At 70.9% G+C, this 22,588-nt stretch carries 23 protein-coding genes and 2 pseudogenes; 7 read left to right on the forward strand and 18 right to left on the reverse strand.

Features of this window, described 5'->3' with window-relative positions; all coding sequences use genetic code 11:
* Window positions 1-239 precede the first annotated feature (239 nt).
* Window positions 240-824: pseudogene (locus tag ACFYZ3_RS28755) on the reverse strand (lanthionine synthetase LanC family protein); the annotation flags it as partial.
* A 228-nt stretch (window positions 825-1,052) separates the two neighbouring features.
* A complete protein-coding gene (locus tag ACFYZ3_RS28760; protein WP_388523499.1) occupies window positions 1,053-1,844 on the reverse strand; it encodes a VOC family protein in 792 nt (263 codons plus the stop codon).
* 239 nt (window positions 1,845-2,083) lie between these two features.
* Between ACFYZ3_RS28760 and ACFYZ3_RS28765 the strand changes: the two genes are divergently transcribed.
* Window positions 2,084-2,635 carry an EF-hand domain-containing protein gene (locus tag ACFYZ3_RS28765; protein ID WP_388523502.1) on the forward strand — a complete coding sequence of 184 codons (552 nt, stop codon included), beginning with the start codon at window positions 2,084-2,086 and terminating at the stop codon, window positions 2,633-2,635.
* Window positions 2,636-2,696: 61 nt separating this feature from the next.
* Here the strand turns inward: ACFYZ3_RS28765 and ACFYZ3_RS28770 are convergent, their stop codons facing one another.
* The 6 genes from ACFYZ3_RS28770 to ACFYZ3_RS28795 all read right to left on the reverse strand — a co-directional run bounded on the left by ACFYZ3_RS28770 (window position 2,697) and on the right by ACFYZ3_RS28795 (window position 7,728).
* Window positions 2,697-3,527 carry a MerR family transcriptional regulator gene (locus tag ACFYZ3_RS28770; RefSeq protein WP_388523504.1) on the reverse strand — a complete coding sequence of 277 codons (831 nt, stop codon included), beginning with the start codon at window positions 3,525-3,527 and terminating at the stop codon, window positions 2,697-2,699.
* A 45-nt stretch (window positions 3,528-3,572) separates the two neighbouring features.
* Window positions 3,573-3,893, reverse strand: coding sequence for a nuclear transport factor 2 family protein (locus tag ACFYZ3_RS28775; RefSeq protein WP_388523507.1), 321 nt, complete (start codon window positions 3,891-3,893; stop codon window positions 3,573-3,575).
* 31 nt (window positions 3,894-3,924) lie between these two features.
* Window positions 3,925-4,698: an SDR family oxidoreductase gene (locus tag ACFYZ3_RS28780; protein WP_388523509.1), complete on the reverse strand. Its 774-nt coding sequence runs from the start codon at window positions 4,696-4,698 to the stop codon at window positions 3,925-3,927.
* Window positions 4,699-4,845: 147 nt separating this feature from the next.
* A complete protein-coding gene (locus ACFYZ3_RS28785; RefSeq protein WP_388523512.1) occupies window positions 4,846-5,862 on the reverse strand; it encodes a serine hydrolase in 1,017 nt (338 codons plus the stop codon).
* A 395-nt stretch (window positions 5,863-6,257) separates the two neighbouring features.
* Window positions 6,258-6,455 (reverse strand): hypothetical protein, encoded by a 198-nt coding sequence (locus ACFYZ3_RS28790; RefSeq protein WP_388523515.1) that lies wholly within the window; start codon window positions 6,453-6,455, stop codon window positions 6,258-6,260.
* A 97-nt stretch (window positions 6,456-6,552) separates the two neighbouring features.
* On the reverse strand, window positions 6,553-7,728 hold the full coding sequence (locus tag ACFYZ3_RS28795; RefSeq protein WP_388523518.1) for an FAD-dependent oxidoreductase: 1,176 nt from the start codon (window positions 7,726-7,728) through the stop codon (window positions 6,553-6,555).
* Window positions 7,729-7,808: 80 nt separating this feature from the next.
* On the opposite strand from ACFYZ3_RS28795, the gene ACFYZ3_RS28800 reads away from it, so the two are divergent.
* From ACFYZ3_RS28800 to ACFYZ3_RS28810, 3 genes and pseudogenes are all read left to right on the forward strand, one after another.
* On the forward strand, window positions 7,809-8,459 hold the full coding sequence (locus ACFYZ3_RS28800) for a TetR/AcrR family transcriptional regulator (RefSeq protein ID WP_388523521.1): 651 nt from the start codon (window positions 7,809-7,811) through the stop codon (window positions 8,457-8,459).
* A 144-nt stretch (window positions 8,460-8,603) separates the two neighbouring features.
* Window positions 8,604-9,596, forward strand: coding sequence for an alpha/beta hydrolase (locus ACFYZ3_RS28805; RefSeq protein ID WP_388523524.1), 993 nt, complete (start codon window positions 8,604-8,606; stop codon window positions 9,594-9,596).
* A 3-nt stretch (window positions 9,597-9,599) separates the two neighbouring features.
* Window positions 9,600-9,691 (forward strand): annotated as a pseudogene (locus tag ACFYZ3_RS28810) (IS5/IS1182 family transposase); the annotation flags it as partial.
* A 38-nt stretch (window positions 9,692-9,729) separates the two neighbouring features.
* Here the strand turns inward: ACFYZ3_RS28810 and ACFYZ3_RS28815 are convergent.
* Window positions 9,730-10,674, reverse strand: coding sequence for a LysR family transcriptional regulator (locus ACFYZ3_RS28815; protein WP_388523527.1), 945 nt, complete (start codon window positions 10,672-10,674; stop codon window positions 9,730-9,732).
* A gap of 114 nt (window positions 10,675-10,788) precedes the next feature.
* Between ACFYZ3_RS28815 and ACFYZ3_RS28820 the strand changes: the two genes are divergently transcribed.
* Window positions 10,789-11,316: a DapH/DapD/GlmU-related protein gene (locus ACFYZ3_RS28820; RefSeq protein WP_388523755.1), complete on the forward strand. Its 528-nt coding sequence runs from the start codon at window positions 10,789-10,791 to the stop codon at window positions 11,314-11,316.
* A 61-nt stretch (window positions 11,317-11,377) separates the two neighbouring features.
* Here ACFYZ3_RS28820 and ACFYZ3_RS28825 read toward each other — a convergent pair whose 3' ends face one another.
* From ACFYZ3_RS28825 to ACFYZ3_RS28845, 5 genes are all read right to left on the reverse strand, one after another.
* A complete protein-coding gene (locus tag ACFYZ3_RS28825) occupies window positions 11,378-11,707 on the reverse strand; it encodes a putative quinol monooxygenase (protein ID WP_388523529.1) in 330 nt (109 codons plus the stop codon).
* Between the two features lie 52 nt (window positions 11,708-11,759).
* Window positions 11,760-12,785: an NAD(P)-dependent alcohol dehydrogenase gene (locus tag ACFYZ3_RS28830; RefSeq protein WP_388523532.1), complete on the reverse strand. Its 1,026-nt coding sequence runs from the start codon at window positions 12,783-12,785 to the stop codon at window positions 11,760-11,762.
* The gene (locus ACFYZ3_RS28835) at window positions 12,782-13,591 is read right to left on the reverse strand and encodes an iron-sulfur cluster assembly protein (protein WP_388523535.1); all 810 of its coding nucleotides are present in this window, start codon (window positions 13,589-13,591) and stop codon (window positions 12,782-12,784) included. Before ACFYZ3_RS28835 ends, ACFYZ3_RS28830 begins: the two co-directional genes overlap by 4 nt.
* 1 nt (window position 13,592) lies before the next feature.
* Window positions 13,593-14,594, reverse strand: coding sequence for an amidohydrolase family protein (locus ACFYZ3_RS28840; protein WP_388523538.1), 1,002 nt, complete (start codon window positions 14,592-14,594; stop codon window positions 13,593-13,595).
* Between the two features lie 80 nt (window positions 14,595-14,674).
* Window positions 14,675-15,472, reverse strand: coding sequence for an acetoin reductase (locus tag ACFYZ3_RS28845; protein WP_282089389.1), 798 nt, complete (start codon window positions 15,470-15,472; stop codon window positions 14,675-14,677).
* A 226-nt stretch (window positions 15,473-15,698) separates the two neighbouring features.
* On the opposite strand from ACFYZ3_RS28845, the gene ACFYZ3_RS28850 reads away from it, so the two are divergent.
* The gene (locus ACFYZ3_RS28850; protein ID WP_388523541.1) at window positions 15,699-17,522 is read left to right on the forward strand and encodes a sigma-54-dependent Fis family transcriptional regulator; all 1,824 of its coding nucleotides are present in this window, start codon (window positions 15,699-15,701) and stop codon (window positions 17,520-17,522) included.
* A gap of 162 nt (window positions 17,523-17,684) precedes the next feature.
* Window positions 17,685-18,260 carry a hypothetical protein gene (locus ACFYZ3_RS28855; RefSeq protein WP_388523544.1) on the forward strand — a complete coding sequence of 192 codons (576 nt, stop codon included), beginning with the start codon at window positions 17,685-17,687 and terminating at the stop codon, window positions 18,258-18,260.
* Between the two features lie 42 nt (window positions 18,261-18,302).
* Here ACFYZ3_RS28855 and ACFYZ3_RS28860 read toward each other — a convergent pair whose 3' ends face one another.
* The 4 genes from ACFYZ3_RS28860 to ACFYZ3_RS28875 form a co-directional block, all read right to left on the reverse strand.
* Window positions 18,303-19,793, reverse strand: coding sequence for a sensor histidine kinase (locus ACFYZ3_RS28860; protein ID WP_388523546.1), 1,491 nt, complete (start codon window positions 19,791-19,793; stop codon window positions 18,303-18,305).
* A gap of 5 nt (window positions 19,794-19,798) precedes the next feature.
* Window positions 19,799-20,503, reverse strand: coding sequence for a response regulator transcription factor (locus ACFYZ3_RS28865; protein ID WP_361001330.1), 705 nt, complete (start codon window positions 20,501-20,503; stop codon window positions 19,799-19,801).
* 97 nt (window positions 20,504-20,600) lie between these two features.
* Window positions 20,601-21,329, reverse strand: a complete 729-nt coding sequence (locus tag ACFYZ3_RS28870; RefSeq protein WP_388523550.1) for an ABC transporter permease — start codon at window positions 21,327-21,329, stop codon at window positions 20,601-20,603.
* A gap of 149 nt (window positions 21,330-21,478) precedes the next feature.
* A complete protein-coding gene (locus ACFYZ3_RS28875; RefSeq protein ID WP_388523553.1) occupies window positions 21,479-22,393 on the reverse strand; it encodes an ABC transporter ATP-binding protein in 915 nt (304 codons plus the stop codon).
* Window positions 22,394-22,588 lie beyond the last annotated feature (195 nt).

Raw genomic sequence — 22,588 nt, forward strand, 5'->3', positions numbered from 1 at the left:
ACCCTGGAGAACATATTGATGAGCAAGAGCGAAACTTTGTCAATGCTGCCGCATAAAGGCGGGGCCGGTCGGCAGGCCCGGCACCGTCGGGCGGCCGACTGCCCATCCGTTCTAGGAGGTTGACCGCATGCACACCCTCACAACGCGACGCGGCAGACTGCTGCTTACTGCCACCGCGGGGGCAGCCCGTCTCCGGTGTCACGCTGCCGCGGTCCCTTGACGGAGCCCCGGCCCCCTGGGTCCTGCCACGCTTCGTTGCGCCGGTCGAACTGGTGCACGGCCCCGGCCCAACCGTGGCACAGCGCGTGGTCGTCGATGCCCCAGGCCGACCGGGGGAGGAGGACCGGCAGCCGCTCCACCGAGGCGCGGGCGAGGTCGGAGAAGTCCGCCCGGCCGAGCGCCCGTCCGGCCAGTTGCAGGGCGCGGGAACTCCGGGGAGCCCCGTAGCGCCAGGCCGGCCACTTCGCGGTGCCGTCGTAGGCGGCAGGTCCCCGTTGCCACTGGGCGAAGGGGAGGTAGCCGGGCCAGAAGAGACCGCACCGGTCCGCGACCGCCCAGGTCCGCAGCAGCCCGGCCGTCGCCTCCATGGCCTCCTGCTGCCGCGGCACCCGCACGCCCTGCTCCCGGGCCAGGGCCGGCAGGGCCAGCGGCCCGGCGACGCCGTGCGAGAGGCCCAGGTTCAGGTGGCCGCCGGGGAATGCCGCCTCGGAGCCGATCCGGGGCGCGTCCAGGGCCCACCAGCGCGGTACGTCCACGCCTCGGTGGTCCACGGTGCCGAGCGACAGGCGCACGAGGTAGTCGAGCACCGCAGTCGGCGGCTCCTCTTGTGCCGCATGTGCAGCAGCGACAGCAGGGCCTCGCGGCGGTCGGCCTCCGCCGCGGACAGGATCACACCGATCCTGGGTGTGCCCGGTGGGCCTGTCATCGGCGAGTCGGCCGAGGTGGCAGGCGGCGGAGACCGGTACCAGAGTCTGAACTCCCCCTCGACGTCACCGGAGCCCGCCACGTGACCAGCTACCGCGTGGGCTGCCCCGGCCGCCGAGCCCAGGCGGTCATCCCGCGGTCGGAGCCAGCACCACGAAGTCCGCCTTCGACGGATCGAGGCACACGGCCAGACGGCCGACGCCCTCCGCGTCCGCCGGCCCCATCTGCACACTGCCGCCGTGCGCCGTGACCGCCGAGACCGCGGCGTCGCAGTCGGTGACGGCGAACACCGGGTGCCAGTACGCCCGGCCGTCCGTCAGGGTGAGATCCCGCTCGTCGAGCTGCATCAGACCGCCGTGCATGCGGTCCTCGGACAGGCCGGACGGAGTGATGAGGGAGTACGTGCCCTCGCCGCCCGGCACTGCCATGTCGCCGAACTGCCAGCCGAGGACCCCGCCGTAGAACTCCTTGGCCGCCGCGGCGTCGCTCGTGTACAGCTCGGTCCAGCACAGCGTGCCTGGCTGGTCCACGAGCTCGACGCCCTTGGTCCGGCCCGGCTGCCACACGGCGAACTGACCACCGGACGGGTCACTGTACTGGGCCATCCGGCCCCAGTCGTCCAGGTCCGTCGGCGCCACCCGCACCGTGCCGCCGGCGCGCTGCACTGCCTGAGTGGTGGCGTCCGCGTCGGTGACGGAGTAGTAGATCATCCAGGCGGAGCGCGCGCCTTCTTCGGTGAGCCTGCCGAGACCGGCGACGACCTTGCCGTCCTTGCGGAACATGCCGCCTTCCGCGCCTTCCCCCATGGCCTCGTACGTCCAGCCGAACACGCCGCCGTAGAAGGCCGCCGTACCGGCGACGTCCGGGGACCCGAGGTCGAGCCAGCAAGGGGAGCCGGGGACGAAGTCATTGGTGATCATGGAGTTCCTTTCGCCGTTCCTGTGTGCTGCATCGTGACACTCCGTGGTGACTCTCGCCCGTCGCCCGCGACCGGGGCGAAGGAGGCGAAGGAGGCGGCGGAGGCGGCGGAGGCGGCGCTCTCGGCGCACGGCCAGGGCGCTCGGTGGCGTCGTTGTGACCCCTCGCGCTCTCACACGCCGTTGGGGGGCCGACGCACGCGGACAGCATCCATTCAGTACCGCGAGAGAAGGGGCTTGTGATGGCCAGTGAGTTTCAGCGGACCAAGCTGCAGGACATGTTCGACGCCTTCGACGTGAACGGCGACGGCTGCCTGGAGGAGGAGGACTTCGCGGCCCTCGCGACCCGGTGGAGCCGGCTGCCCCGGGTGCGGTCGGACGGGGAACTGGCCGCGCGGGTGGAAGACGTGCTGCTGGGGTGGTGGCAGCACCTCTCGCAGGCCGTCGACACGGACAACGACGGCAGGATCGACATGAACGACCTCCTCGCCATGGTCGACCGGCTGCCCACCATGCGGGACGCGGTGGCCGCCACGGCCGACACGGTCTTCGACGCGGTGGACGAGAACGGTGACGGCCGCATCTCGAGGAACGAGCACCAGCGGCTGATCGACCTGTGGCACGGGCAGGGCATCGAGACCGGCGACGTGTTCGACCGTCTCGACCAGGATGCCGACGGTCACCTCAGCCGGTCCGAGTTCGCCGCGCTGTGGATGCAGTTCTGGATCAGCGACGACCCCGCCGAGCCGGGCAACTACGTGTGCGGGCCCATCGCAGGCCACTCGGTCCGTTGACCCGCGGCCCCGACGGGGTCCCCCGGCCGGGCGGGCGGCAGACGTCGCCGTCCGCCGCCCGTCAGCCGTTCTCCGGAGGAGCGATCAGCCACGCCACGAGGGTGCGCCACCGCTCGGGCCGGTCGGTGTCGCGCGGCCCCACGAGGTAGACCTCCTCGACGAGGTCCTGCGAGCGCAGGGCGTTGCGGGCGGTGAAGGAGCCCACGGCGCCGTAGGTCAGGTCGAGGTCGTCGTGCCGCCCCTGATGGGTGGCGACCGCGGCCGTCCGGCGCGGCAGGTGCAGCTCGTGCACTGTGCCCGGCACGTCCGGTGGCAGCGGTGCTTCGAGGGGGAGGTACACGGTGGCGCGGCCATGGCCTTCGGTGAACAGCGTGTGCTCGTACCGACCGCCCGGTGGGAGGACGGAGCGCTCTCCGGCTGCCGCGTCCAGCTCCCGCATGGCTGCGTCGTACCAGTCGAGGCCGGCTCCCTCCGGTACGTCGAGGGACACCGCCAGGACACGCTGAGCGGGGAGTTCCCCCAGCGTCACCGCCCGCTCAGCCTCCGGGTCGAGGAGTTCCCGGAGCGCTTCGACGGCCCGCTGGGTGCGGCCGAGCCGGTCCTCGAGCCGTCGGAGATGGGCCACGACGACCTGCTGCGCGGCGCCGTCGTCCGGCCCGTCGGCGGACTCCGCGGCGAGGAATCGACGCAGGTCCGCCAGCGGGAGGTCCAGGTCGCGCAGGCGCCTGACGGTCAGCGCCGGCCGGATCTGCGTGGGGGAGTAGTAGCGGTAGCCGGTGTCCGGGTCGACCTCGGCGGGGACGAGCAGGTCCTGCTCGTGGTACCGGCGGAGCATGCGGATGCTCAGGTGCGTGATGCGGGAGAACTCTCCGATCGTCAGTCTCTCCGCCATGGTGCGCTCCTCCTCGTGGGCGGCCCGTCGTCCGGCCGCGCGTGGTCAGGGGGTGATGGTCAGCACGGTGATCTTCCCCCGCGCGTCGCGCTCGAAGGCGAAGCGGAGGGTGACCGGGCTGCCGGGGAAGTCCCCGGAGACCTGCGCGACGGCTCGGCAGCCGGTAGCACTGCCGTTCACTTCCAGCCGGTCGTAGTCGACGTTCGGCGTCTCCTCGCGCCAGCGGCGCACTTCCGCGAGCCCTCTCAGGCTGCGCCCGTCGTCGTGCACGGCGGCGTCGTCGTGGAACAGAGCGAGGTAGCGCTCGCGGTCGGGACCCGTCGCCGCGGCGACGTACTCCTCGACGAAGGCACGGATGTCCTGCACAGCTGTCTCCCATGTCGTGACGGTTGAGGTTCTACACGGTGCGGATGGTGCCGCCGTCGACCACGTGCTCGGATCCGGTGATGCCACTGGCCCGGTCCGAGACCAGGAACGCGATCGTTTCGGCGACCTCCTCGGGCTCCGCGGGCCGTCCCAGCGGGATGCCGCCCAGTACTCGCATCAGCTCGCCGAGCGCGGCCTCGCGGGTGATGCCGCCCTCACTCATCCGCCGTGCCAGTAGACCCTCGGCGCCGTCGGTGCGGATGAAGCCGGGAGCGACCGAGTTGACCCGGACACCAGCCGGGGCCACCTCGTTGGCGAGCCCCTTGCTGTACGTGGTCAGAGCACTCTTGGCCGCGGCGTAGGCCAGGGTCGAGTCGTGCAGCGGCATCCGGCGCTGGATGGAGGTCACGTGCACGACCGCGCCCGAACCACGAGCCACCATGCCGGGGACGATCGCGCGGTCGAGGCGGACCGCGGGCAGAAGGTTGAGTGACAGTTCCTGCGCCCACCGCTCGTCGTCGAGCGCCACGTACCCACCGGCCGGAGAGCGGGACCCGCCCACGACATGCACCAGGATGTCCGGCACGCCCACCAGCTCGGCCACGGCTTCGGACGACGTCGCGACGCCCTCGGGTGTGCTCAGGTCGGCGGGCACGAAGGCCACGTCGGCCGCCTCCGGAGCCGTGCGGGCGATGGTGACGACCCTCGCCCCCGCCGCCCGCAGCAACCGTGCCGTCGCCAGCCCGGCTCCCTTGGTGCCGCCCGCCACCACGGCGACGCGTTCGTCGAGATCATTGCTGTTCATGTCCGCCAGCGTGGGCCCTCTCCCGGGGGGAGACTCAAGCCCGCCGCGGCATCCGCTCGCGCTGCTGGTCGCCGCGTTTGCACAACGGGAGGCGGCGGAGAGGCGCGCCAAGCGGATCGAGAGGGCGGTTCGGACCTGCCCGGGGCGTCACGTGGTGGGCTTCTCCCCGAGTTTTCGGGAGAACGCCGTAGCGGACGCTCGCGACGCCTGCTCCACGATGCTGATGCCGACCTCCTGGGTGCTGCAGCCGTTGAGAAGTACCGCCATCAGATAGACGTGGCCCTCGTGCTGTATTCGACCGATGCTGTTGACGTCCCATTTCCTGGTCTGAGTCCGCTTGAGCCACCCGTTCTTCAGTGCGGTCGTGCCCGAGTCGGCCGCTGCGGACACGCCCCAGGTCTGGCTTCCCACGACGTGCCGCATCAGATCCTGGATGTAGGCACGCGACGCCTCGCTCAGCGGCGACTTGTCGCCGAACACGGACTGGAGCAGACGTATCTGATCTGCCGCCGTGGTCTGGGTGATGCCCCAGACGGTCCCTTCACCGCCCTGTGTCTGGGACAGGCCGAGGCGTTCGTTGGCCGCGTCGAGCCCCGGGGCACTGCCTATCCGGGTCCACAGGGCACTGGTGGAGTCGTTGTCGCTCTTCTGGATCATGGCAGCGGACTGGGCGCGCTCCTCGGTGCTCAACCTCCGCCCCTGGTCCTGGGCTTGGAGCAGCAGGGTCGCCAGGATGTCCACCTTCACGATGCTGGCGGTGTCGAAGGCGTCGTGTCCGTACGTCGCCATGGCGCCGGTTTCGACGTCCAGCATCGCCACGGACATCCGGTTGTCGCCGAAGAGCGCGGTCACGGGGGCCAGGGCCGGTTCGAGGTCGAACGACTTCTGTGCCGGGGCGGGCGACGGCAGCGGTGTCGGAGCGTCCGCAGGCGCGTCGCCTGCCTTCGCCCGGGCCGAGACCGCCGGTGGGGACGGAGCCTTCGCCCGGGCGGGCGCGGAAGAGTCACCGGAGTCGCTCCCGGTGATGGCATAGGTCGCGCCGCCGCCGACCAGGATCACGACCGACGTCACGGCCCACGTTATGCGCCGTCGCCTGGCCCTGCGGCGACGTCGTTGCTCCCGGCGGGAGCGGGCGCGTCGCCGAACACGTGGGTTCTCATGCACGGGGGAGATGGTAATCGAATCAAGGTTCGAGATCGCTGGGTGCCTCGGCGGTGTGCCCCGACGCAGGCGGACCGGCGCTCCTTGTTTCAGACGACGAGACGCTGGCCGGTGACTGGATCATGCAGACGAAGGTCGTCGACCGTGGCTGGAACCCGGGCGGCGGCATCGCCGCCGCCCCGCAGGAAGCGGCCGTCGGCATCCCGCCCCCGCCCCCGGCCGCCAAGCACGTCAACAACGAACGAAGCTGCCAACAAGGCATACGACTACCCGGACAACGCTGCCCGTGCCACCCGTGACGGGCTGCCTCGTTCGCCGCACCACGCAGGACACGGTCCTGCTGACAAGGCGATGCCGTTGCGGCGCCGGCAACCACAGGGCCGGTGCTCGGACGCCGGTCACGGCGCCGAACGCCTCCGCTGCAGCAACCAGGTGCCCCCTGTGACTGTCCCCGTCACCAAAAGGCCCACTGTCAGCGACCTTCTGAACTCCTCCGTCCTGCTGCCGTCGTCCGCGACGACCACCGACAGCACCGCGATGACGACCGTGATCACCAGCCCGATGGCCAGGTTCTTCCTCACTCGCGATTTCAGCAACTGCTCCTCCTTCCCGACGGGTGTGGCGCCGCATCGACCTCGACGCGGCGCCACACCCGGTTGCCGTCCGACCCCCGTGAACATCCACCCCACACATCTAGCGCCCGGTGGACTGTGCTCCGCCGACGGCCGACAGGGACGGCGGCTCATAGTCGTACAGGTATCCCTGCGCCCGTTCGAAGAAGGGGAGGAGCGCGCGCATCTTCGCCGCGTTGATCTGTCGCTTCACGGCGCCGGGCCGCTTGCTCTCACGGGCGTTGTGCCCGTGCTTGAGCAGCTTGTCAATGCGCGGGCGGCGTGCCTCGTCGTAGGCCTTGAGCGCCGCTGGGACGGTCGGGGCGCTGCTCAGCGCCGCCGCGAGCTCCAGTGCGTCCTCGATGCACATCGAGGCGCCGTGCCCGACGCCGACAGGGTGCGCGGCGTCGCCGACCAGGACCATGCGCCCACTGTGCCATTTCTGGATCGGGTCGCAGACGTTCAGGCAGCCGGACGCGGCTATCGAGGTCGCTGCTGCGAGGAGGGCCCTCGGCATTGCCTCCGGAAACAGTTCGGTGACCCGCCGTAGCCATTGCGCGTCGTCGACGCCGCGCAGGTCGGGCTTGACCGGATCCCCGATCTGCGCCGTCCACCACTGGGTTCGTTCGTCGATGCTGGTGTACACAAAGGCACCGTTGCGCGTGTAGGTGAGGTTCCAGACACCGGGCTCGACACCCGGGAGGGTGGAGATTCCGGCGACCCCGTAGAGCCCCGCGTACTCTGCACGCGGCGCGGACGAGTCGATCAGCCCGCGCACGGTTGACCAGATGCCGTCGGCTCCCACGAGCAGTTCCGCGGTGTCGCGCCGGCCGGAGGCGAATTCGGCCACCACGCTGTTCGCCGACTCCGTCGCGCCCACCAGGCGTTCGCCGGTGACGATCTCCACGCCCGCGTCGAGCGCCGCGCGCCGCAGGACTGCCACGAGCCGTCCGCGCTGGAGCGAGACGCTGCGCATCGAGTCGGCATCGCGCCGAAGGCGTGGTACGTCGCCCAGGAGGTGGCCGCCCGCCGTGTAGAACCGCATCCGGTCGATGGGGAATCCGACCGCCTGTACGTCGCGCAGGCAGCCCAGCTTGTCCAGTGCGCGCAGGCCGTTGACCGCCAGGCTGAAGTGGGCGCCGACGTCCTCGACCGGAACCTCGTACGCCTCGTAGACGGTCACGTCGTGGCCGGTCTGCCGGAGCGCAAGGGCGATGGCGGGTCCGGCTATCCCGCCACCGATCACGATCGTCCGCATGATGTCTCCCTGAATCGTTGTTCACTGAATCTCGTTTCGGTGAAAGTGTGTTCCGATACGCTGGTGTCTGTCAACAGCCGATGGAGGACGACATGCCGCAGGCGAGTACCACCAGCCGAAAGGTCCGGGCGGCCCAGACCCGTGCCGCGCTGCTGGACGCGGCGCGGGGGCTGTTCAACGATCGCGGCTACCTCAATACGAAGATCACCGACATCACCGCCGCGGCAGGACGCTCGACCGGCTCGTTCTACGAACACTTCGCCGGCAAGGACGAGCTGCTCCAGGCGCTCCTCGCCGAGATGGAGGGTGCGATAGACGAGGGCATGGTTGGCCTGGAGCACCCCCGCGATCACGACCTGACCGACCGCGACCAGCTGCGCGACCACGTCGGTGTCGCGTGGACGGTGATGCGGCAGAACCGCCCGGTCACGCTCGCACTGTTTCAGGCGATGGTGGCCGACGACCCAGGCACGGGCCGGGCCTGGCGCGACCTGCGCGAGCAGACGGAAACCATTCGGGAGCATCTGGAGTACCTGGTCGAGCGCGGACACCAGCTGCCCGGCGACCCCGAGTTCATCGCGGCGGCGATCGGCGCGATGCTCGTCACCCTCAACTACGCCGTGCTCACGCCCCCTGGTGTCGAAGACGACCAGCACGTCATCGACACCCTCACGGACCTGCTGTTGTACGGGCTGACCGGACCGGCGTCACGACCAGCGGATGAACCCTGAAAAGACCAACTGCCCGTAGCCGTCGGTCCGGTCGTTCACGGCGCACGGGTCGGGCCCCGAGAGCCGCACGGGAGGGTGGTTCTGGGTCCACCCCCCGTGGGGGTGCTGGACCGCTGGTGGGGCGAACGGGCCGTTCATAGCGTTGTGTTCATGATGAATCACACGAACGAAGAACGAGAAGGTGCCACCCGGCGGACGGCGCTGCGCGGGCTGGGACTCGCAGTGGGGGGCATGGCACTGGCCACCGGGCTCGGAACCTCGCCGGCCGCGGCGGCCCCGGGTCGTGGGCTCGTGACGTACGTGCTGGTGCACGGTACCCACAGCGCCGGCGCGTTCTGGATTCCGATCGCGCGGGAACTGGTGCTGCGCGGCCACCGCGTCGTCATGGTGGACCAGCCCCGGCACGGCGCGGAGGCCTTCGTGGCGGAGTCGTACCAGCGGCAGGACCTCAAGGCGATGGCGGTCGAGCCCTCCCCGCTGAAGGGCCTCGGGCTGGACGACTACGAGGCGCGCGTCACGGGCATCGTGCGGCAGGCCGCACGGAACGGTCCGGTGGTGCTGGTCGGGCACAGCCTGGGTGGTGTGTCGGTCAGCCGCGTCGGCGACGCCGTTCCGCACCTGCTCCACCACATCTGCTACATGGCGGCCTTCTGTCCCAGCCGCGTCCTGCCCACGGCGGACGCCTGCACGGCGGCACCCGAGAACGCGAACGCCGTCAGCCCGGTGGAGCTGACGGTGGGTGACCCCGACCGGCTCGGGGTGTTGCGGCTGAACTTCCGTACGGGTGTCAGCGGTGAGTTGGCCCTCCTGAAGGAGATGATCTGCGCGGACTACCCCGACGCCGACTTCCGCCGGATACTGGCCGGCATGCAGACCGACGAGCCCGTCGCCGCCTATGCGGGCCGAGCGGTCGGCCGGGCCCGCACCTGGGGGAGCATTCCCCGCACGTACCTGCGTTTCGGCAGGGACCGTACGATAGCCACCGCGCTCCAGGACAGAATGATCGCGGAAGCCGACGCGTCCACACCCGGCAACAGGTTCCGCGTGCACAATTTCCCCGGGGCGTCACACGTCGGCCCTCTGGATCCCACCCCGGTCGCGGACGTCCTGGACAGGCTCGCAGGACGGAGGGACTAGGTTCACCCGCCCCCGCCGGGTGGTCGGGGAGCCGGTGGAGTGACCACCGTCCGGTGGTGTACGGCATCCTGTTCCGGGTCCGGACCGGAGATCCGTAGCGTGATCCGCCGGAACGCCACGAACCGACCCGGCGCTAGGGGGCACTCGCCCAGTGCCCCGTCCGGTCCGGCGTCCACGCGTCGTGCGGGGTGCGCGGGGCTGTGGTGCGCAGATGGTCGCGTAGCGCGGTCAGTACGGGGTGCTGATCTCCGGTGCGGAACAGCAGCACGTGCGGGTAGACCGGGGTCGGGTCGTGCAACGGGATGCGCCGCAGGTCGTGGTTTCGGGGCCACAGGTACCGGTCTCCACGCCCGACGAGGGTGGCCAGTGAGGCCGAGTCGGCCAGCGCGTCCATCAGGGCCTCGTCACCGAAGTTGGGGCCGAGCGCGTCGATGCTCAGGCCGAAGGCCTCGGACAGTGCCTGATAGAACGCGGCCCACTCCGTGCCCTGCCTGATCCCGGGGATCCAGATGCGGTGGCCGGCCAGGTCCACAGGGCTGATCCGGGGCGCGTCGGCCAGCGGGTGGCCGGGGCCGACCAGCAGTTCCAGGGGTTCGTCCAGGAGTCGTTCGGCGCTGATCCCGGTCGGGACCTGGTCGGCCGGCAAGGCACGGAAGGACGCGTCGACCACCCCTTCGAGCACCGCCCGGGCGGCCTGGACGGCGTTCTCCTTGTCCAGCGTGACGGCGTCCAGGTCCGTCTCGGGGCGGGAGCGGTAGAAGCGGTAGACGGCCTGCGCCGGGGAGATGCGCCGATTGAGGACATCGACGCGCAACGGACGGCTCCCGGGGTCGACGGCCCGCTCGGCCTGCTCGACGGCCGTCAGGACCCGCTTGGCGTGCGGCAGGAAGACCTGCCCGTCCAGGCTCAGCCGGGAGCCTCGGGAGCTGCGCACCAGGAGTGCGACCGCGACATGCCTCTCCAGGGCCGCGATCCGCTTGGAGACCGCCTGTTGGCTGATGCCCAGTTCGTCGGCGGCAGCCTGGAACTGGCCGGCCTCAGCGACGACCACGAACGTCCGTAGTGCTTCCACATCCACGCTGTTCAGCCTACTTCCACAACTGTGGGTTGTGTCCGCTGTGGTGATGGTTGTTTGATGGAAGGTTCTGCGGGGTGGTGGGATCGTCGCATGTCTACCCGCACAGAGCAGGTCATGTATGTCCGCACGCCCGAGTTCGCACGTCATGTGGAGCGGATCGTGGAGGTGACCGATGCGACGTCTCGACTGAACGTGCTTCCGTTCAGCGACAGTGAAGGTCGTTCGGAACTACTTTCCGTTGTGTTCGGTGGTCCGCTGCCGGAATCGGTGACGATCTACCCGCCGTTCTTCACCGAGTACGGACTGAACACGACGTTCGGGGAGAACGTCTTCGTCAATCAGGGATGCACCTTCATGGACAAGGGAGGCATCCGTGTCGGGAACGGAGTCATGATCGCCCCTAAGGCGAGCCTCATCACCGGAGGCCATCCGTTGCCCCTGGCCGAGCGCCGCGCGTACCTCTCCTTCGCCCCGATCGTCGTCGAGGACGACGTCTGGATCGGAACGGCCGCCGTGATCACGCAGGGGGTGACCATCGGCGCCGGTGCGGTGGTGGCTGCCGGTGCGGTGGTCACACGTGATGTCCCCGCAGGCACCGTCGTCGCGGGAGTGCCCGCCCGGGTGATCAAGCAGATCGGCTGACGGCGACAGGGGGGCGGCAGCCGTACGAGCGGCTGTCGCCCCCCTGTCAGGCTCGTCGGCGTCAGCCCGCGTCGACCGCCATCTCGCCGAGCAGCGACCAGTCGTCCTGGGGCACGTTGGCGTTGACGATCCTGGGGGTCGCCGCGAGGTGGGGCGGCAGCGTCTGCTGGGCCGCCCTGAAATGCGCCGAGCCCACGTGGGCCGCGCCGGCCTCGTCGTCCCGGAAGGCTTCCACGAGGACGTACTCGGTCGGGTCGTCGAGGCTGCGGGACCAGTCGAACCACAGGCATCCCGGTTCGGAACGCGTCGCGCGGGTGAACTCCTCCACCACCTGCGGCCATTGGTCGGCATGCTCGGGCAGGACACGGAACTTCGCGGTGATGAAGATCAAGGTCTTGCTTCCTTCGTCGTTCGTGCTCGGGGCTCCGTCACCCCGGGCCGGGTCACGGGACAAGGATCGCGCGGCCCCGGATGCGGCCGCCGTCCAGGTCGTCCAGGGCTTCCTGGAAACGGTCGAGAGAGTACTTGGCGGTGTGCAGGCGCACGCGGCCCCGCGCCGCGAGGACCATCAGCTCGCACAGGTCGTTGTAGGAACCGACGAGGTTGCCGATGAAGTTGATCTCGGCGGAGATGATGTCGATGGTCGGGACGTCGATGTTCTCGCCGTAGCCGACCACGTGGTAGTCGCCGGCCTGGCGCAGTATGCCGACGCCGTCCCTGGTGGAGCCGCCCTCACCGACGAAGTCGATCACTGCCTCCGCCCCGTGCCCGCCGGTCAGCTCGCGCACCCGGTCCACCTGGCCGCCGTCGGCGAGGACACCGTGGTCGGCCCCGACGGAGACGGCCAGGTCGACCGCGTCGGGATTGCGGTCGACGACGACGATCTCGGCGGCGGTGAGGGCCCTCAGCACCTGGATGCCGATGTGCCCGAGACCGCCCGCGCCGATCACGACGCAGCGGTCGCCCGGCCGGAGTCTCCGGGCCGCCTTGGCCGCCGCGTGGTACGCCGTGAGGCCCGCGTCGGCGAGAGCGGCGACGTCCGCCGGTTCGAGGGAGTCGTCGAGCCGTACGACACTGCGCGCGGAGGTCTTCAGGTACTCGGCGTAACCGCCCGCGGTGTCGATGCCCGGGAACTGGTTGTTCTCGCAGTGCACGTCGTCACCGGCCCGGCACGCCCGGCACAGCCCGCAGGTGATCAGCGGGTGCACGATGACCTTGTCGCCCTCGGACACGTTGGTGACGGCGCTGCCGACCGCGTGCACCCACCCGGCGTTCTCGTGACCGATCGTGTAGGGCAGCTCCACCCCCGACTTCTCGGCCCACTGCCCCTCCAGGATGTGGATGTCGGTACGGCACACCCCGGCGCCGCCGATCCTGACGATCACGTCGTACGGGCCGGTGACCTCGGGGGCCGGGACCTCGGCCATCTCGAGGTTCTTGCCGTAGCCCACCACCTGGACTGCTTTCACGAGACGTTCTCCTTCGCCGGATCGGTGAGTCGGAAGAGCTCACCCGCGGGTACGGGTTCCCCGGCCCCCACGGGTTTCCCGCCCGCGGGGAACTCCTCCGGGCGCGCGGACTGGTCGGCCCCGGACTGCGGGTACCGGGTACGGAGCAGGCCCCGGCAGAAGTGGGCGTTGCCGTCGATGGAGATGCGTACGGAGCGGGCGAACCGCAGCCGCAGCGGGATCTCCCCCGGCGGGCAGGGCCGGCCGTCGTCGTCCACGAGGGCCGGGTCGGCAGGGGCGGTGCCGAGCCCGAGGGCGGCGCGGCGGCGCAGCAGTGCCCGGGTGGCGGAGGTGTCCGGCAGGTCGCCGAGGACGACGTCGCCGAGCTGTTCCTCGGTCAGGGCGGGCCGGGCGCGCAGCAGCGCGGTGAGTGCCCGTTCCATCGCGGCGGTGTGCGCCTTGCGCCGGAAGATGCCCCGCAGCTCCTCCAGGTCCTGCTCCGCCTCGTGGCCGAAGGTGCCGCGGTACCCGGCATCGGCGGCCAGCCCCCGGTTGATGAGATCGGAGTCGTGGTGGTCGTCGAGCAGGACCGTGACCTCCCGGGCACCGGGCAGGGCGCTGAGCGCGTCCTTGGCGTCGGAGGCCATGAGGTGGGCGAAGTTCGGTGAGCAGAACGAGGTCGGCAGCCGCAGGTGCACGGTGACGCGGCCGTCCTCGGCGGTCAGTGAGCGCACGAAGCCGAGGTCGGTGACGGGCTCGTCCAGCTCGGGGTCGTACACCGTGTCGAGCGCGGCGCGCGCCGCCATCTCCAGTTGCGCGGCCCACATGTCACACCACCGCCGGCTCGGTGAGGCCCAGCCCGGCCGGGACCTCGATGTCGTACATGGCGGCCGCGTTCAGCCCGAGGATCTTCTTCTTCTGGGCGACGGTGAGCTGCGGATACTCGCCCGTCATGTCGTCGGGGATCCGGAAGTCGACGAACTGCTCGACGATCCACCTGGGCGTCCACAGCGCGTAGTCGCTGGAGAACTGGATGCGGTCCTCGTCCAGCCAGTACAGCAGCTCGCCGATGATCTGCGCGAAGTAGCGGGGCCGGGTGTGCATGAACGGGATCGCGACGGCGAGCCCCGCGTGCACGTTGGGCTCCTGGGTGGCGATCCAGCAGAAGTCCTCCAGGCGGGGCAGACCGCAGTGCTCCACCACGAAGTTCAGGTCGGTGAAGTCGCTGGCCGCCGCGTCGACGTCGGCCACGTCGAAGGCGTCCCGGTCCAGCGGCCGGATGGTGGGGCCCTTGTGGATGTGGATGTTCTTGATGCCCAGCTCCCGGCAGGCGTCCAGGTAGCGGTAGGTCCACGGGTCGCTGAGCTTGTAGCCTCGGGAGTCGCCCTTCCACTCGGCGGTGTAGAGCTTGACGCCCTTCAGGCCGAAGCGGGCGGCGTCCTCGCGCAGTTGCCTGAGGCCCGCCTCCTCGAAGCGCGGGTCGAAGCAGTGGTTGTAGGTGAGCTTGCCGGGGTGCTTCCGCGTGAGCGCGAAGGCCTCCTCGGTCTGCCCGAAGCCGGTGTTGTAGAACGCCCCGAGATGGGCCGGCTGGAAGATCGCGTGGTCCACGTACCCGTCGGTGAACAGGTCCTTCATCAGCCGCTCGCCGCCCTGGTACAGGAACTCCTCGTACGGCCAGAGCTCCGACGCCGGGCTCAGGTTGCGGTGGTAGTCGTAGAAGCAGTCGATGAACTGCTTGCCGTGGATGTTGCGCTGGTTCTCGCGGCGCGCGTCCCAGAGGGCGACGTGCGCGTCCACGATGAAGTAGTTCTCGCCGTCCTTGGAATACATCGGTTGCTCCTCGGTTCGCGGTGGGTGGTGGGCCGAGTGGGCGCTCGGCGGTGCGGGGCAGGAGGGCTCGACGGCGGGAGTCAGGCGAACTGGATGCCGCCGTCGATCATTACCGACTGGCCGGTCATGTAGTCCGAGTCCCGTGAGGCCAGGTAGGAGACGAAGGCCGCGACGTCGGCGGGTTCCTCGACCCGGCCGAGGGCGATCGCCTCCGCGTGCTTCTTGATGGCCTGGCCCTTCTGGATGCCCGCCTCCTCGGCCAGCCGCTCGTCGATCAGGTCCCACATGTCGGTGCCGACGATGCCCGGGCAGTACGCGTTGACGGTGATGCCGTGGCGCGCCCACTCCATCGCCGCGGCCTGGGTCAGCCCGCGTACGCCCCACTTCGACGCCGAGTAGGCGCCGAGCAGCGCGAAGGGGCGGTGCGCGACGATCGAGGCGGCACCGATGATCTTGCCGCCGCCGCCCTGGGCGATCATCTGCCGCGCGGCGGCCTGGTAGGAGAGGAAGACACCGCGCAGGTTCACGGCCATGACCTGCTCGAACTCGTCGAGATCGGTCTCCAGCAGCGGGGTCACCCGGGCGATACCGGCGTTGGCCACGTAGACGTCGACCCGGCCGAAGCGGTCCGCCGCCGCCGCGACGAGTGCGTCGGTCTGTTCCTTGCTGGTCACGTCGGCGTGCACGGCGAGGGCCCGGCGGCCCGTCTTCTCGATGCCGGCCGCCACCGCGCCCAACTCCTCGGCCATGCCGGGCAGGTCGGCGACGACCACGTCGAGACCGTCCTCGGCCAGCCGCTCCGCGATGCCGCGGCCGATGCCCCGCGCCGCGCCGGTGACGACGGCGATACGGGGGGTGGCGTTGTCGACGGAAGTCATGGGTCCTCCAGGGTTCGACTGCTCGACGGTGAGCATCCGCGCTCTCGTGCGGTGCTGCCCAACAGCGTGCGGGCGGGGAGCGCCGTCGACTTTTTCAATGTGGAACACACCCGGCCCACCCCCGATCGGGGCACGGCGAACGCCGGGAAAAGCCGTACCGAACCACCCGTTGACAGGTGCAAACGCGTTCGTAATATGGCGGAAACACGCTCATCGGAGGGGCGCCATGCTCAGTGACAGCACAGCGCGCGACCGAACCATCGCGCGAGCACGCCTGAAGTTCCTTCAGAACGCGGAACTGCCTGCGGCGGTCGTGCCCGAGGGCATCCTCAACTCCTGGCAGCGTTCCAAGTACCTGGGGATCGGCACGGACGAGGTGGTCGTCCCCTACCAGCCGGACTACGACCGGGAGAGCCGCCTGGTACGCGCCGCCACACCGGTCCTGGACCGGCTGGAACAGGCGCTGGCGGGTTCGGACGCCAGCGTGATCGTGACGGACCGCAACGGCTGGGTGCGCGACCGCCGCGTCGGGGAGAAGCGGCTCTCGGCGCACCTGGACCGGGTCCACCTGGCACCCGGCTTCAACTACGCCGAACAGTTCGTCGGCACGAACGGCATCGGGGTCGCGCTGGAGGAACGCCGCCCCAACGTGGTCACGGGCACCGAGCACTTCAACGAACGCCTGCAGAGCGTCTCCTGCGCGGCCGCCCCGATCCGCAACACGGTCACCGGGCGGGTCGAGGGAGCCATGAACCTGACCTGCTGGAACGGTCCGGCGCGCCCCCTCATGGCAGCCCTCGTGCAGGAGGCCGTCGAAGACATCGAACGCGTGATGTACGAGTTCAGCAGCGCGCACCAACGCGCCTTGCTGGAGGCATTCCAGCAGGTCACCCACTACGGTGACCGGCCGGTGCTCTGCCTAGGTCAGGACCTCGTGCTCGCCAACACCGCCGCCTCGGCGAGGCTCACCGGCGACGACCACCGGCTGCTGCACGAGGCCGCCGCCGAGTTCGGGGACGCACCCCGCACCCGCAGGGAAGTGCGGCTGACCGGCGGGGAGAGCGTCATGATGCGCTGCCGGCAGGTCGACAGCTCCGCGGGCGCGGCCGGATACCTGCTGGAGCTGGCCTTCACGGACCGCCGGGCCGACGCCCCTGGCCCCGGTACGGCATCCCGTACCGGATTCCGCCATGGCTCCCGCACGGAGGGCGGCGCCGCCGGACCCTGGCCGCTGCCGGGCCTGGCCGGGACGGACCCGGCCTGGAACTCGGTCTCCCGCACGGTCACACGCTGCGCACGGGACCGCACCCCGCTCCTGCTCCACGGCGAGACCGGCACCGGCAAGGCCACCCTGGTCCGCGCCGCGCACGCGCTGACGGGTGCGGCCTGGGCACCCGTCGTCGTGGACGCCGCCGCCCCCGGCACCCCGCACGCCGGGCAGGACCCGGCAGCCGCCCTGCGCGCGGCGCCCGCCGGACCGGGCCGCGCCCTGGTCCTGCGCAACGCCGACGAGGTGACCCCCGAGGACGAAGCCGCCGTCGCCGAAGCACTGGACACGGCGGCGGCCCGGGGCACCTGGGTGGTCGGCACCCTGCATCGTGCAACGGGCATCCCGGAGTCGCTCAGGCACTGCTTCCTCGAAGCGGCGGCGGTGCCCGCCCTGCGACACCGCCTCACCGACCTCCCGGCCCTGGTCGACTGCCTGCTGCGGCGCATCGGCGGCGGCGTGGAATGCGCCCCGGAGGTGCTGCCGCCGCTGCGCCGGCACGACTGGCCCGGCAACGTCCGCGAACTGAGCCTCGTCCTGAGCAAGGCCGCCGCGGCCCGCCGTACGTACCGGATCGAGGTCGGCGACCTGCCGCCGTCCCTGCACAGCGCGGGCAGCCGGTCCCTGAGCGTCTGGGAGGCGTCCGAGCGCGACACCCTGGTCCAGGCGCTGCTGGAGGCGGACGGCAACAAACTGCTCGCGGCCCAGCGTCTCGGCATCTCCCGTACGACGATCTACCGCAAGATGCGGGCCTACGGCATCACCCTCCCCTCCCGGCGCTGAGGCGGGCGCGGCCGCCCGGGTGGCAGCGGTGGTGGCCGCATCCAGACCCTCCGCGAACGCGGCCAGTGATCACCTGGATCTTCCGCTCCACGGCCATGAGTGCTCGGTCCCCGCCGGCCCGCGGCGTGACGGGCTGTCGGTGGCCGCTTCTACTGTTGCCGCATGGGGAACTATTTCCAGACCGTCGTCGATCTCGACGCCACACACGCGGACGCCCAGACCCTGGCAGACAGCGGACTCGACTGGCTGATCAGGGAGGGGATAGTTCTGGCCGAGCGCACCGACTGTGTCCTCGGGGCGCCGTTGGGGCATCCGCCCGGTCCCTCCTGGGCCAAGGCGGTCGGTCAGGAGGACTGGGAGCCCAGCGACGGACTCAGGGTCGAGACCGGCCGTACCGTCTTCAACTGCGGTCAGGGCGAACCCAGGTTCGCGGTGTGCCCGCATTGTGCCGGTCGGGCGGATTTCTGCACCGACCGGCTGGAGGAGATCGAGGGAGCGTGGGAACCCTTCAGCGAGGCCATCAGCGCCTGGAGCGACACCGGCAGCGCGGCAGTCGCCTGCCCGCGTTGCCTGCGCCCCGGTGATCTGACCGCGTGGACCTGGTCGGACGGCTACTTCGCCTTCGGGCATCTCGGTTTCGAGTTCTGGGACTGGCCCGACTTCGGGCCCGGCTTCCTGGAAGGTCTCTCCCGCGCGCTCGGGGGGCATCGCACGGTCCTCGTGGAGGGCAAACTCTGACGGAGCCGGAACACCGCTGTCGGGTGGCTGGCTTGAACCCGGTCACCCGGACGTGTCACGGGGCAGCAGGATGCGGAAGGTCGCACCGGCACCCGGCGCCGTTCGGAGGTCGACGCGGCCGTCGTGGGCACGCACCAGCGAGTCGACGATCGCCAGCCCCAGACCGGCGCCGCCCTCTCCCGTACGGGCACGGGCCCGGTCGGCGCGGTAGAACCGGCTGAAGACCCGTTCGGCCTGCTCGCCCGTCATCCCGGGACCTTCGTCCGCGAACTCCAGGACGGCGTGCCCGCCCTCGGTGCCGACGCCGATGCGGACCGGCGTGCCGGGCGGCGTGTGGGCGACGGCGTTGCCGACGAGGTTGGAGGTGACCCGGCGCAGCCGGGCCTCGTCGCCGAGCACGGGGGCGGCACCGGGCCGTCCGCCACCGAGGCCGGTGAGTTCGACAGGTCGCCCCGGGTCCAGCGCGCGCAGGTCGTGCAGCGCGTCGACGGCCAGGGTGCGCAGGTCCATCGGCGTGAAGTCCAGTGGGAGCGCGGCGGCGGTGCCGTGCTCGTCGAGCCGGGCGAGCAGCAGGAGTTCCTCCACCATGTCGACGAGGCGGGCGGCCTCCCGCTCGATCCGGCCCATCGAGGCGTCCACGTCGGCCCGCTCGGGCATGCCGCCCATCCGGTACAGCTCGGTGAACCCCTTGATGCCGGCGAGCGGGGTGCGCAGCTCGTGGCTCGCGTCGGCGATGAACCGGCGCATGCGCCGCTCGGAGTCGGCGCGAGCGGCGTCGCCCGCCTCGATCCGGTCCAGCATGCCGTTCAGTGCCGTGGACAGCCGGTCCAGCTCGGTGCGTGGGGCGGCCAGCCGCGGTACCCGCCTGGAGAGGTCGCCGGACGCGATCGCCGCCGCGGTGGTCTCGATACGGCGCAACGGCCGCAGCCCCGCCCGTACCGCGAACCACCCGGCGACCCCCAGAAGCGCCAGGACGACCGTGTCGAGGACCAGGACGCGGCCGGCCAGGTGCCACACGGCGTCGTCGACCTCACCGAGCGAGCCGGCCGCAACCACGCTGCCGCTCCGGGCACCGTGCCCGGCGGTGAGCGGCACCGCGACCACCCGCCAGTCGCCCGTGCCGCCCCCGCCCTCGACGGTGAACGGCTCGCCGGAACGCTCGGCGACCTCCGCCCGGTCGAGTCGCGGCAGCGCGGGCGGCTGCCGGGCGGCGGGCCGGACCACGCGCTCGACCCGGCCCTCGGGTGTCAGGTAGGCGATGTAGACGTCCCGCACCCACTGCAGCTCCACCGCGTCGCGCACCCGCGGAGCGTCGTCCTCACCGACCACCTCCGGCAGGACGGGAAGCCGCGCGGTCACCTCGGCCACGCCGCGGACCCGCTCGTCCACCTGCGCCACGAGGCCGCGCCGGAGCTGGTCGACGGCGATCCCGGTGCTGCCGAGCAGAGCGGCCACCAGCAGGGCCAGGGTGATGACGAGCAGACGGCCGCGCAGCGACAGACCCCGGATACGACGCGTCAGGGTGCTGGGCACCCTGCTCACCGCGAGGGCCTGCGCAGTACGTACCCGGTGCCCCGCACCGTGTGGATCAGCTTGGGCTCGGTGGCGTCCACCTTGCGCCGCAGGTAGCTGATGTACGAGGCGACGATGCTGTCGTCGCCGCCGAAGTCGTAGTGCCACACGGCCTCCAGCAACTGCCGTTTGGTCAGCACCTGGCCGACGTGTTCCATCAGCACCTTCAGCAGGCTGAACTCGGTGGGGGACAGCGGGACCGGCACCCCACCGCGGGTGACGTGATGGCCCTCGGGGTCGAGAGCGAGGTCCGCGACGACCAGATCGGCGTCCGGCTGCCGGCCGCCGGTGCGGCGCAGGATGGCCCGGATGCGCAGGATCAGCTCCTCCAGGTTGAACGGTTTGGTGACGTAGTCGTCGCCGCCCGCGCTCAGCCCGCTGATCCGGTCCTCGGCCGCGTCCCGGGCGGTGAGGAACAGCACCGGCGGGGGTCCGGCCGGCGCCGGCAGCCGCTGTCCGCCCTCACGCAGTCTGCGTACGACCTCGAACCCGTCGAAGTCCGGCAGCATCACGTCCAGGACGATGAGGCCGGGCGGGTCGCTCCGCACCGCGGCCACCGCCTCGGCGCCGGTCGTGACCGCCCGGACCTCGAAGCCGGCCAGTCGCAGGCTCGCGGACAGGAGCTCACGCAGCGTGCTGTCGTCCTCCACCACCAGGAGCTGTTCCGCCATGTCCGTCCCGTTCCGGTAGCGTGATCGCGCGTGCCTGTCGTGCCTGTCGTGCCTGTCGTGCCTGTCGTTCTTGCCGGTCGCCCCCGTACCGATCCTTCTACGCGTCCCGTCGGCGGAAGGTGAGGAACGCCGCGCCCAGCAGGACGGCGACGCAGCCCGCCATCACGGTGAACCCCGGCCACGGGCCCAGCAGATCGGGATCGTGGTATCCGGTCACGATCTGACCGCCCGCGGAAGGCGGCCAGTACTTCGCCACCCAGTCCGCGAGCGCACCGGGAAAGGCCGGGGCCAGCGCGGGAACGAGCAGTGTCGACGTGAAGAGCGTCGTCACCGTGGCCGTGGTGCTGCGGATCATGGTGCCCGCGGCGAGCCCGAGGAGGGCGGAGAGAGCCAGGAAGAGCCCGCCGCCGAGGACCGCCCGCCACGCCCCCGCGTCGCCGAGCGCGACGTACGGGGCACCCGAGGAGTCCAGTGCCGCCTGGCCCGCGAGGAAGCCGCCGAGGGTCGTCAGCAGTCCCGTCGGCAGCGCGATCGCCAGGACCACGATCGCCTTGGCCAGGAGCACCCGGCCGCGGCGGGGGACCGCCGTCAGCGTGCTGACGATCGTGCGGCTGCCGTACTCGGAGGCGATGGCCAGGCCTCCGAGCAGCGCCAGGGTGAGCTGGGCCAGAATGACGCCCTTGAGGCTGGTGGCCAGCGGGTCGAAGGTGAGCCTGTCCGCGGCCGACATCACGGCGTACTCGTCGCCCGCCGAGGATCCGTTCAGGGTGCCCAGACCGGCTCCGGCGCCAAGGGTGGCCAGAACCACGTACAGGGTGGAGCGCATCGTGCGCAACCTGATCCACTCCGCGCGCAGACTGTGACCGAACGCCGCACGCCCCACGGGCCCCGTGGACGGTTCCTCGTGCCTGACGCGCCGCGGCCTCGCGGACCGCTTGAGGCGTGGCACGCGGGTGGCAACCGTGCTCCGGCTCATCACGCGGCCTCCCCTTCGGCGGAGAATTCGACACTTTCCCGGGTGAGTTCCATGAAGGCGTCCTCCAAAGACGTCTGGCGCGGCGCCAGTTCGTGCAGTTCGACCCCCGTCGCGGCGGCCAGCGCGCCGATGTGCGCGGCGTCGAGCCCGGTCACGATCAGTTCGTCCTCCCCGCCCGTCCGCAGGGCGGCTCCGGCCGCCGCGAGCCGGCCGGCGAAGGGGACCGCCTGGGGACTGCGCACCACGACCTCCTGGTGCGCGACCGCGGCGATGAAGTCCGCCATGCCGGTGTCGGCGATCAGCCGGCCGCGGCCGACGACGACCAGGTGGTCGACGGTGAGCTCGACCTCGCTCATCAGGTGGCTGGAGACCATCACCGCCCGCCCCTCGGCGGCCATGCGCCGCATCAGCCGGCGGATCCACACGATGCCCTCGGGATCGAGTCCGTTCAGCGGCTCGTCGAGCACGAGCACCGGAGGATCGCCCAGCAGGGCCCCCGCGATGCCGAGCCGCTGCCGCATGCCGAGCGAGTACGTGCCGGCCGCCCGGCGCGCGACTCCCGACAGTCCCACCTCGTCCAGGACGGCGTCGACGCGGCTGCGGGGGATCCCGTTGCTCCCCGCGAGCGCCAGCAGATGGTGATAGGCGCTCCGGCTCCCCAGTACCGCGCTCGCGTCCAGCAGGGCTCCCACGGCCCGCATCGGCACGGGATGCTCGGCGAGGGGCCGGCCACTGATGGCGGCGGTGCCGGCGGTGGGGGCGTCCAGGCCAAGGATCATCCGCATGGTGGTGGACTTTCCGGCGCCGTTCGGGCCGAGGAAGCCGGTCACCTCGCCGGGGCGCACGCTGAAGTTCAGATCGTCTACGGCCAGGACCTCGCCGTAGCGTTTGGTCAGCCCGCGAACCTCGATCATTCGCTCTCCCTGATCCGCTCGTTGACAGGCCGCACGGTCCGGTGCGGCGAGACCAACGCTCGCCGGGGCCGATGGAAGCGTGATGAGCGTTTATGAGAGTCCGATGGGAATCGCGAGCGACATCGTGACGAAAATGACCGAAATGCACCCCTTGGGCGATCGCACGCCTGTCGGTCGGTGAGGAAACTCGCAGAG

It is taken from the genome of Streptomyces sp. NPDC001599, from assembly GCF_042893535.1.
Taxonomy (GTDB): Bacteria; Actinomycetota; Actinomycetes; order Streptomycetales; family Streptomycetaceae; genus Streptomyces.

Coding starts and splice junctions, on each gene's coding strand:
- ACFYZ3_RS28760 (WP_388523499.1), bottom strand. CDS start 1,844: ATGATCACCAATGACTTCGTCCCCGGCTCCCCTTGCTGGCTCGACCTC.
- ACFYZ3_RS28765 (WP_388523502.1), top strand. CDS start 2,084: ATGGCCAGTGAGTTTCAGCGGACCAAGCTGCAGGACATGTTCGACGCC.
- ACFYZ3_RS28770 (WP_388523504.1), bottom strand. CDS start 3,527: ATGGCGGAGAGACTGACGATCGGAGAGTTCTCCCGCATCACGCACCTG.
- ACFYZ3_RS28780 (WP_388523509.1), bottom strand. CDS start 4,698: ATGAACAGCAATGATCTCGACGAACGCGTCGCCGTGGTGGCGGGCGGC.
- ACFYZ3_RS28795 (WP_388523518.1), bottom strand. CDS start 7,728: ATGCGGACGATCGTGATCGGTGGCGGGATAGCCGGACCCGCCATCGCC.
- ACFYZ3_RS28800 (WP_388523521.1), top strand. CDS start 7,809: ATGGAGGACGACATGCCGCAGGCGAGTACCACCAGCCGAAAGGTCCGG.
- ACFYZ3_RS28820 (WP_388523755.1), top strand. CDS start 10,789: ATGTATGTCCGCACGCCCGAGTTCGCACGTCATGTGGAGCGGATCGTG.
- ACFYZ3_RS28835 (WP_388523535.1), bottom strand. CDS start 13,591: ATGTGGGCCGCGCAACTGGAGATGGCGGCGCGCGCCGCGCTCGACACG.
- ACFYZ3_RS28840 (WP_388523538.1), bottom strand. CDS start 14,594: ATGTATTCCAAGGACGGCGAGAACTACTTCATCGTGGACGCGCACGTC.
- ACFYZ3_RS28845 (WP_282089389.1), bottom strand. CDS start 15,472: ATGACTTCCGTCGACAACGCCACCCCCCGTATCGCCGTCGTCACCGGC.
- ACFYZ3_RS28850 (WP_388523541.1), top strand. CDS start 15,699: ATGCTCAGTGACAGCACAGCGCGCGACCGAACCATCGCGCGAGCACGC.
- ACFYZ3_RS28855 (WP_388523544.1), top strand. CDS start 17,685: ATGGGGAACTATTTCCAGACCGTCGTCGATCTCGACGCCACACACGCG.
- ACFYZ3_RS28865 (WP_361001330.1), bottom strand. CDS start 20,503: ATGGCGGAACAGCTCCTGGTGGTGGAGGACGACAGCACGCTGCGTGAG.
- ACFYZ3_RS28870 (WP_388523550.1), bottom strand. CDS start 21,329: ATGCGCTCCACCCTGTACGTGGTTCTGGCCACCCTTGGCGCCGGAGCC.
- ACFYZ3_RS28875 (WP_388523553.1), bottom strand. CDS start 22,393: ATGATCGAGGTTCGCGGGCTGACCAAACGCTACGGCGAGGTCCTGGCC.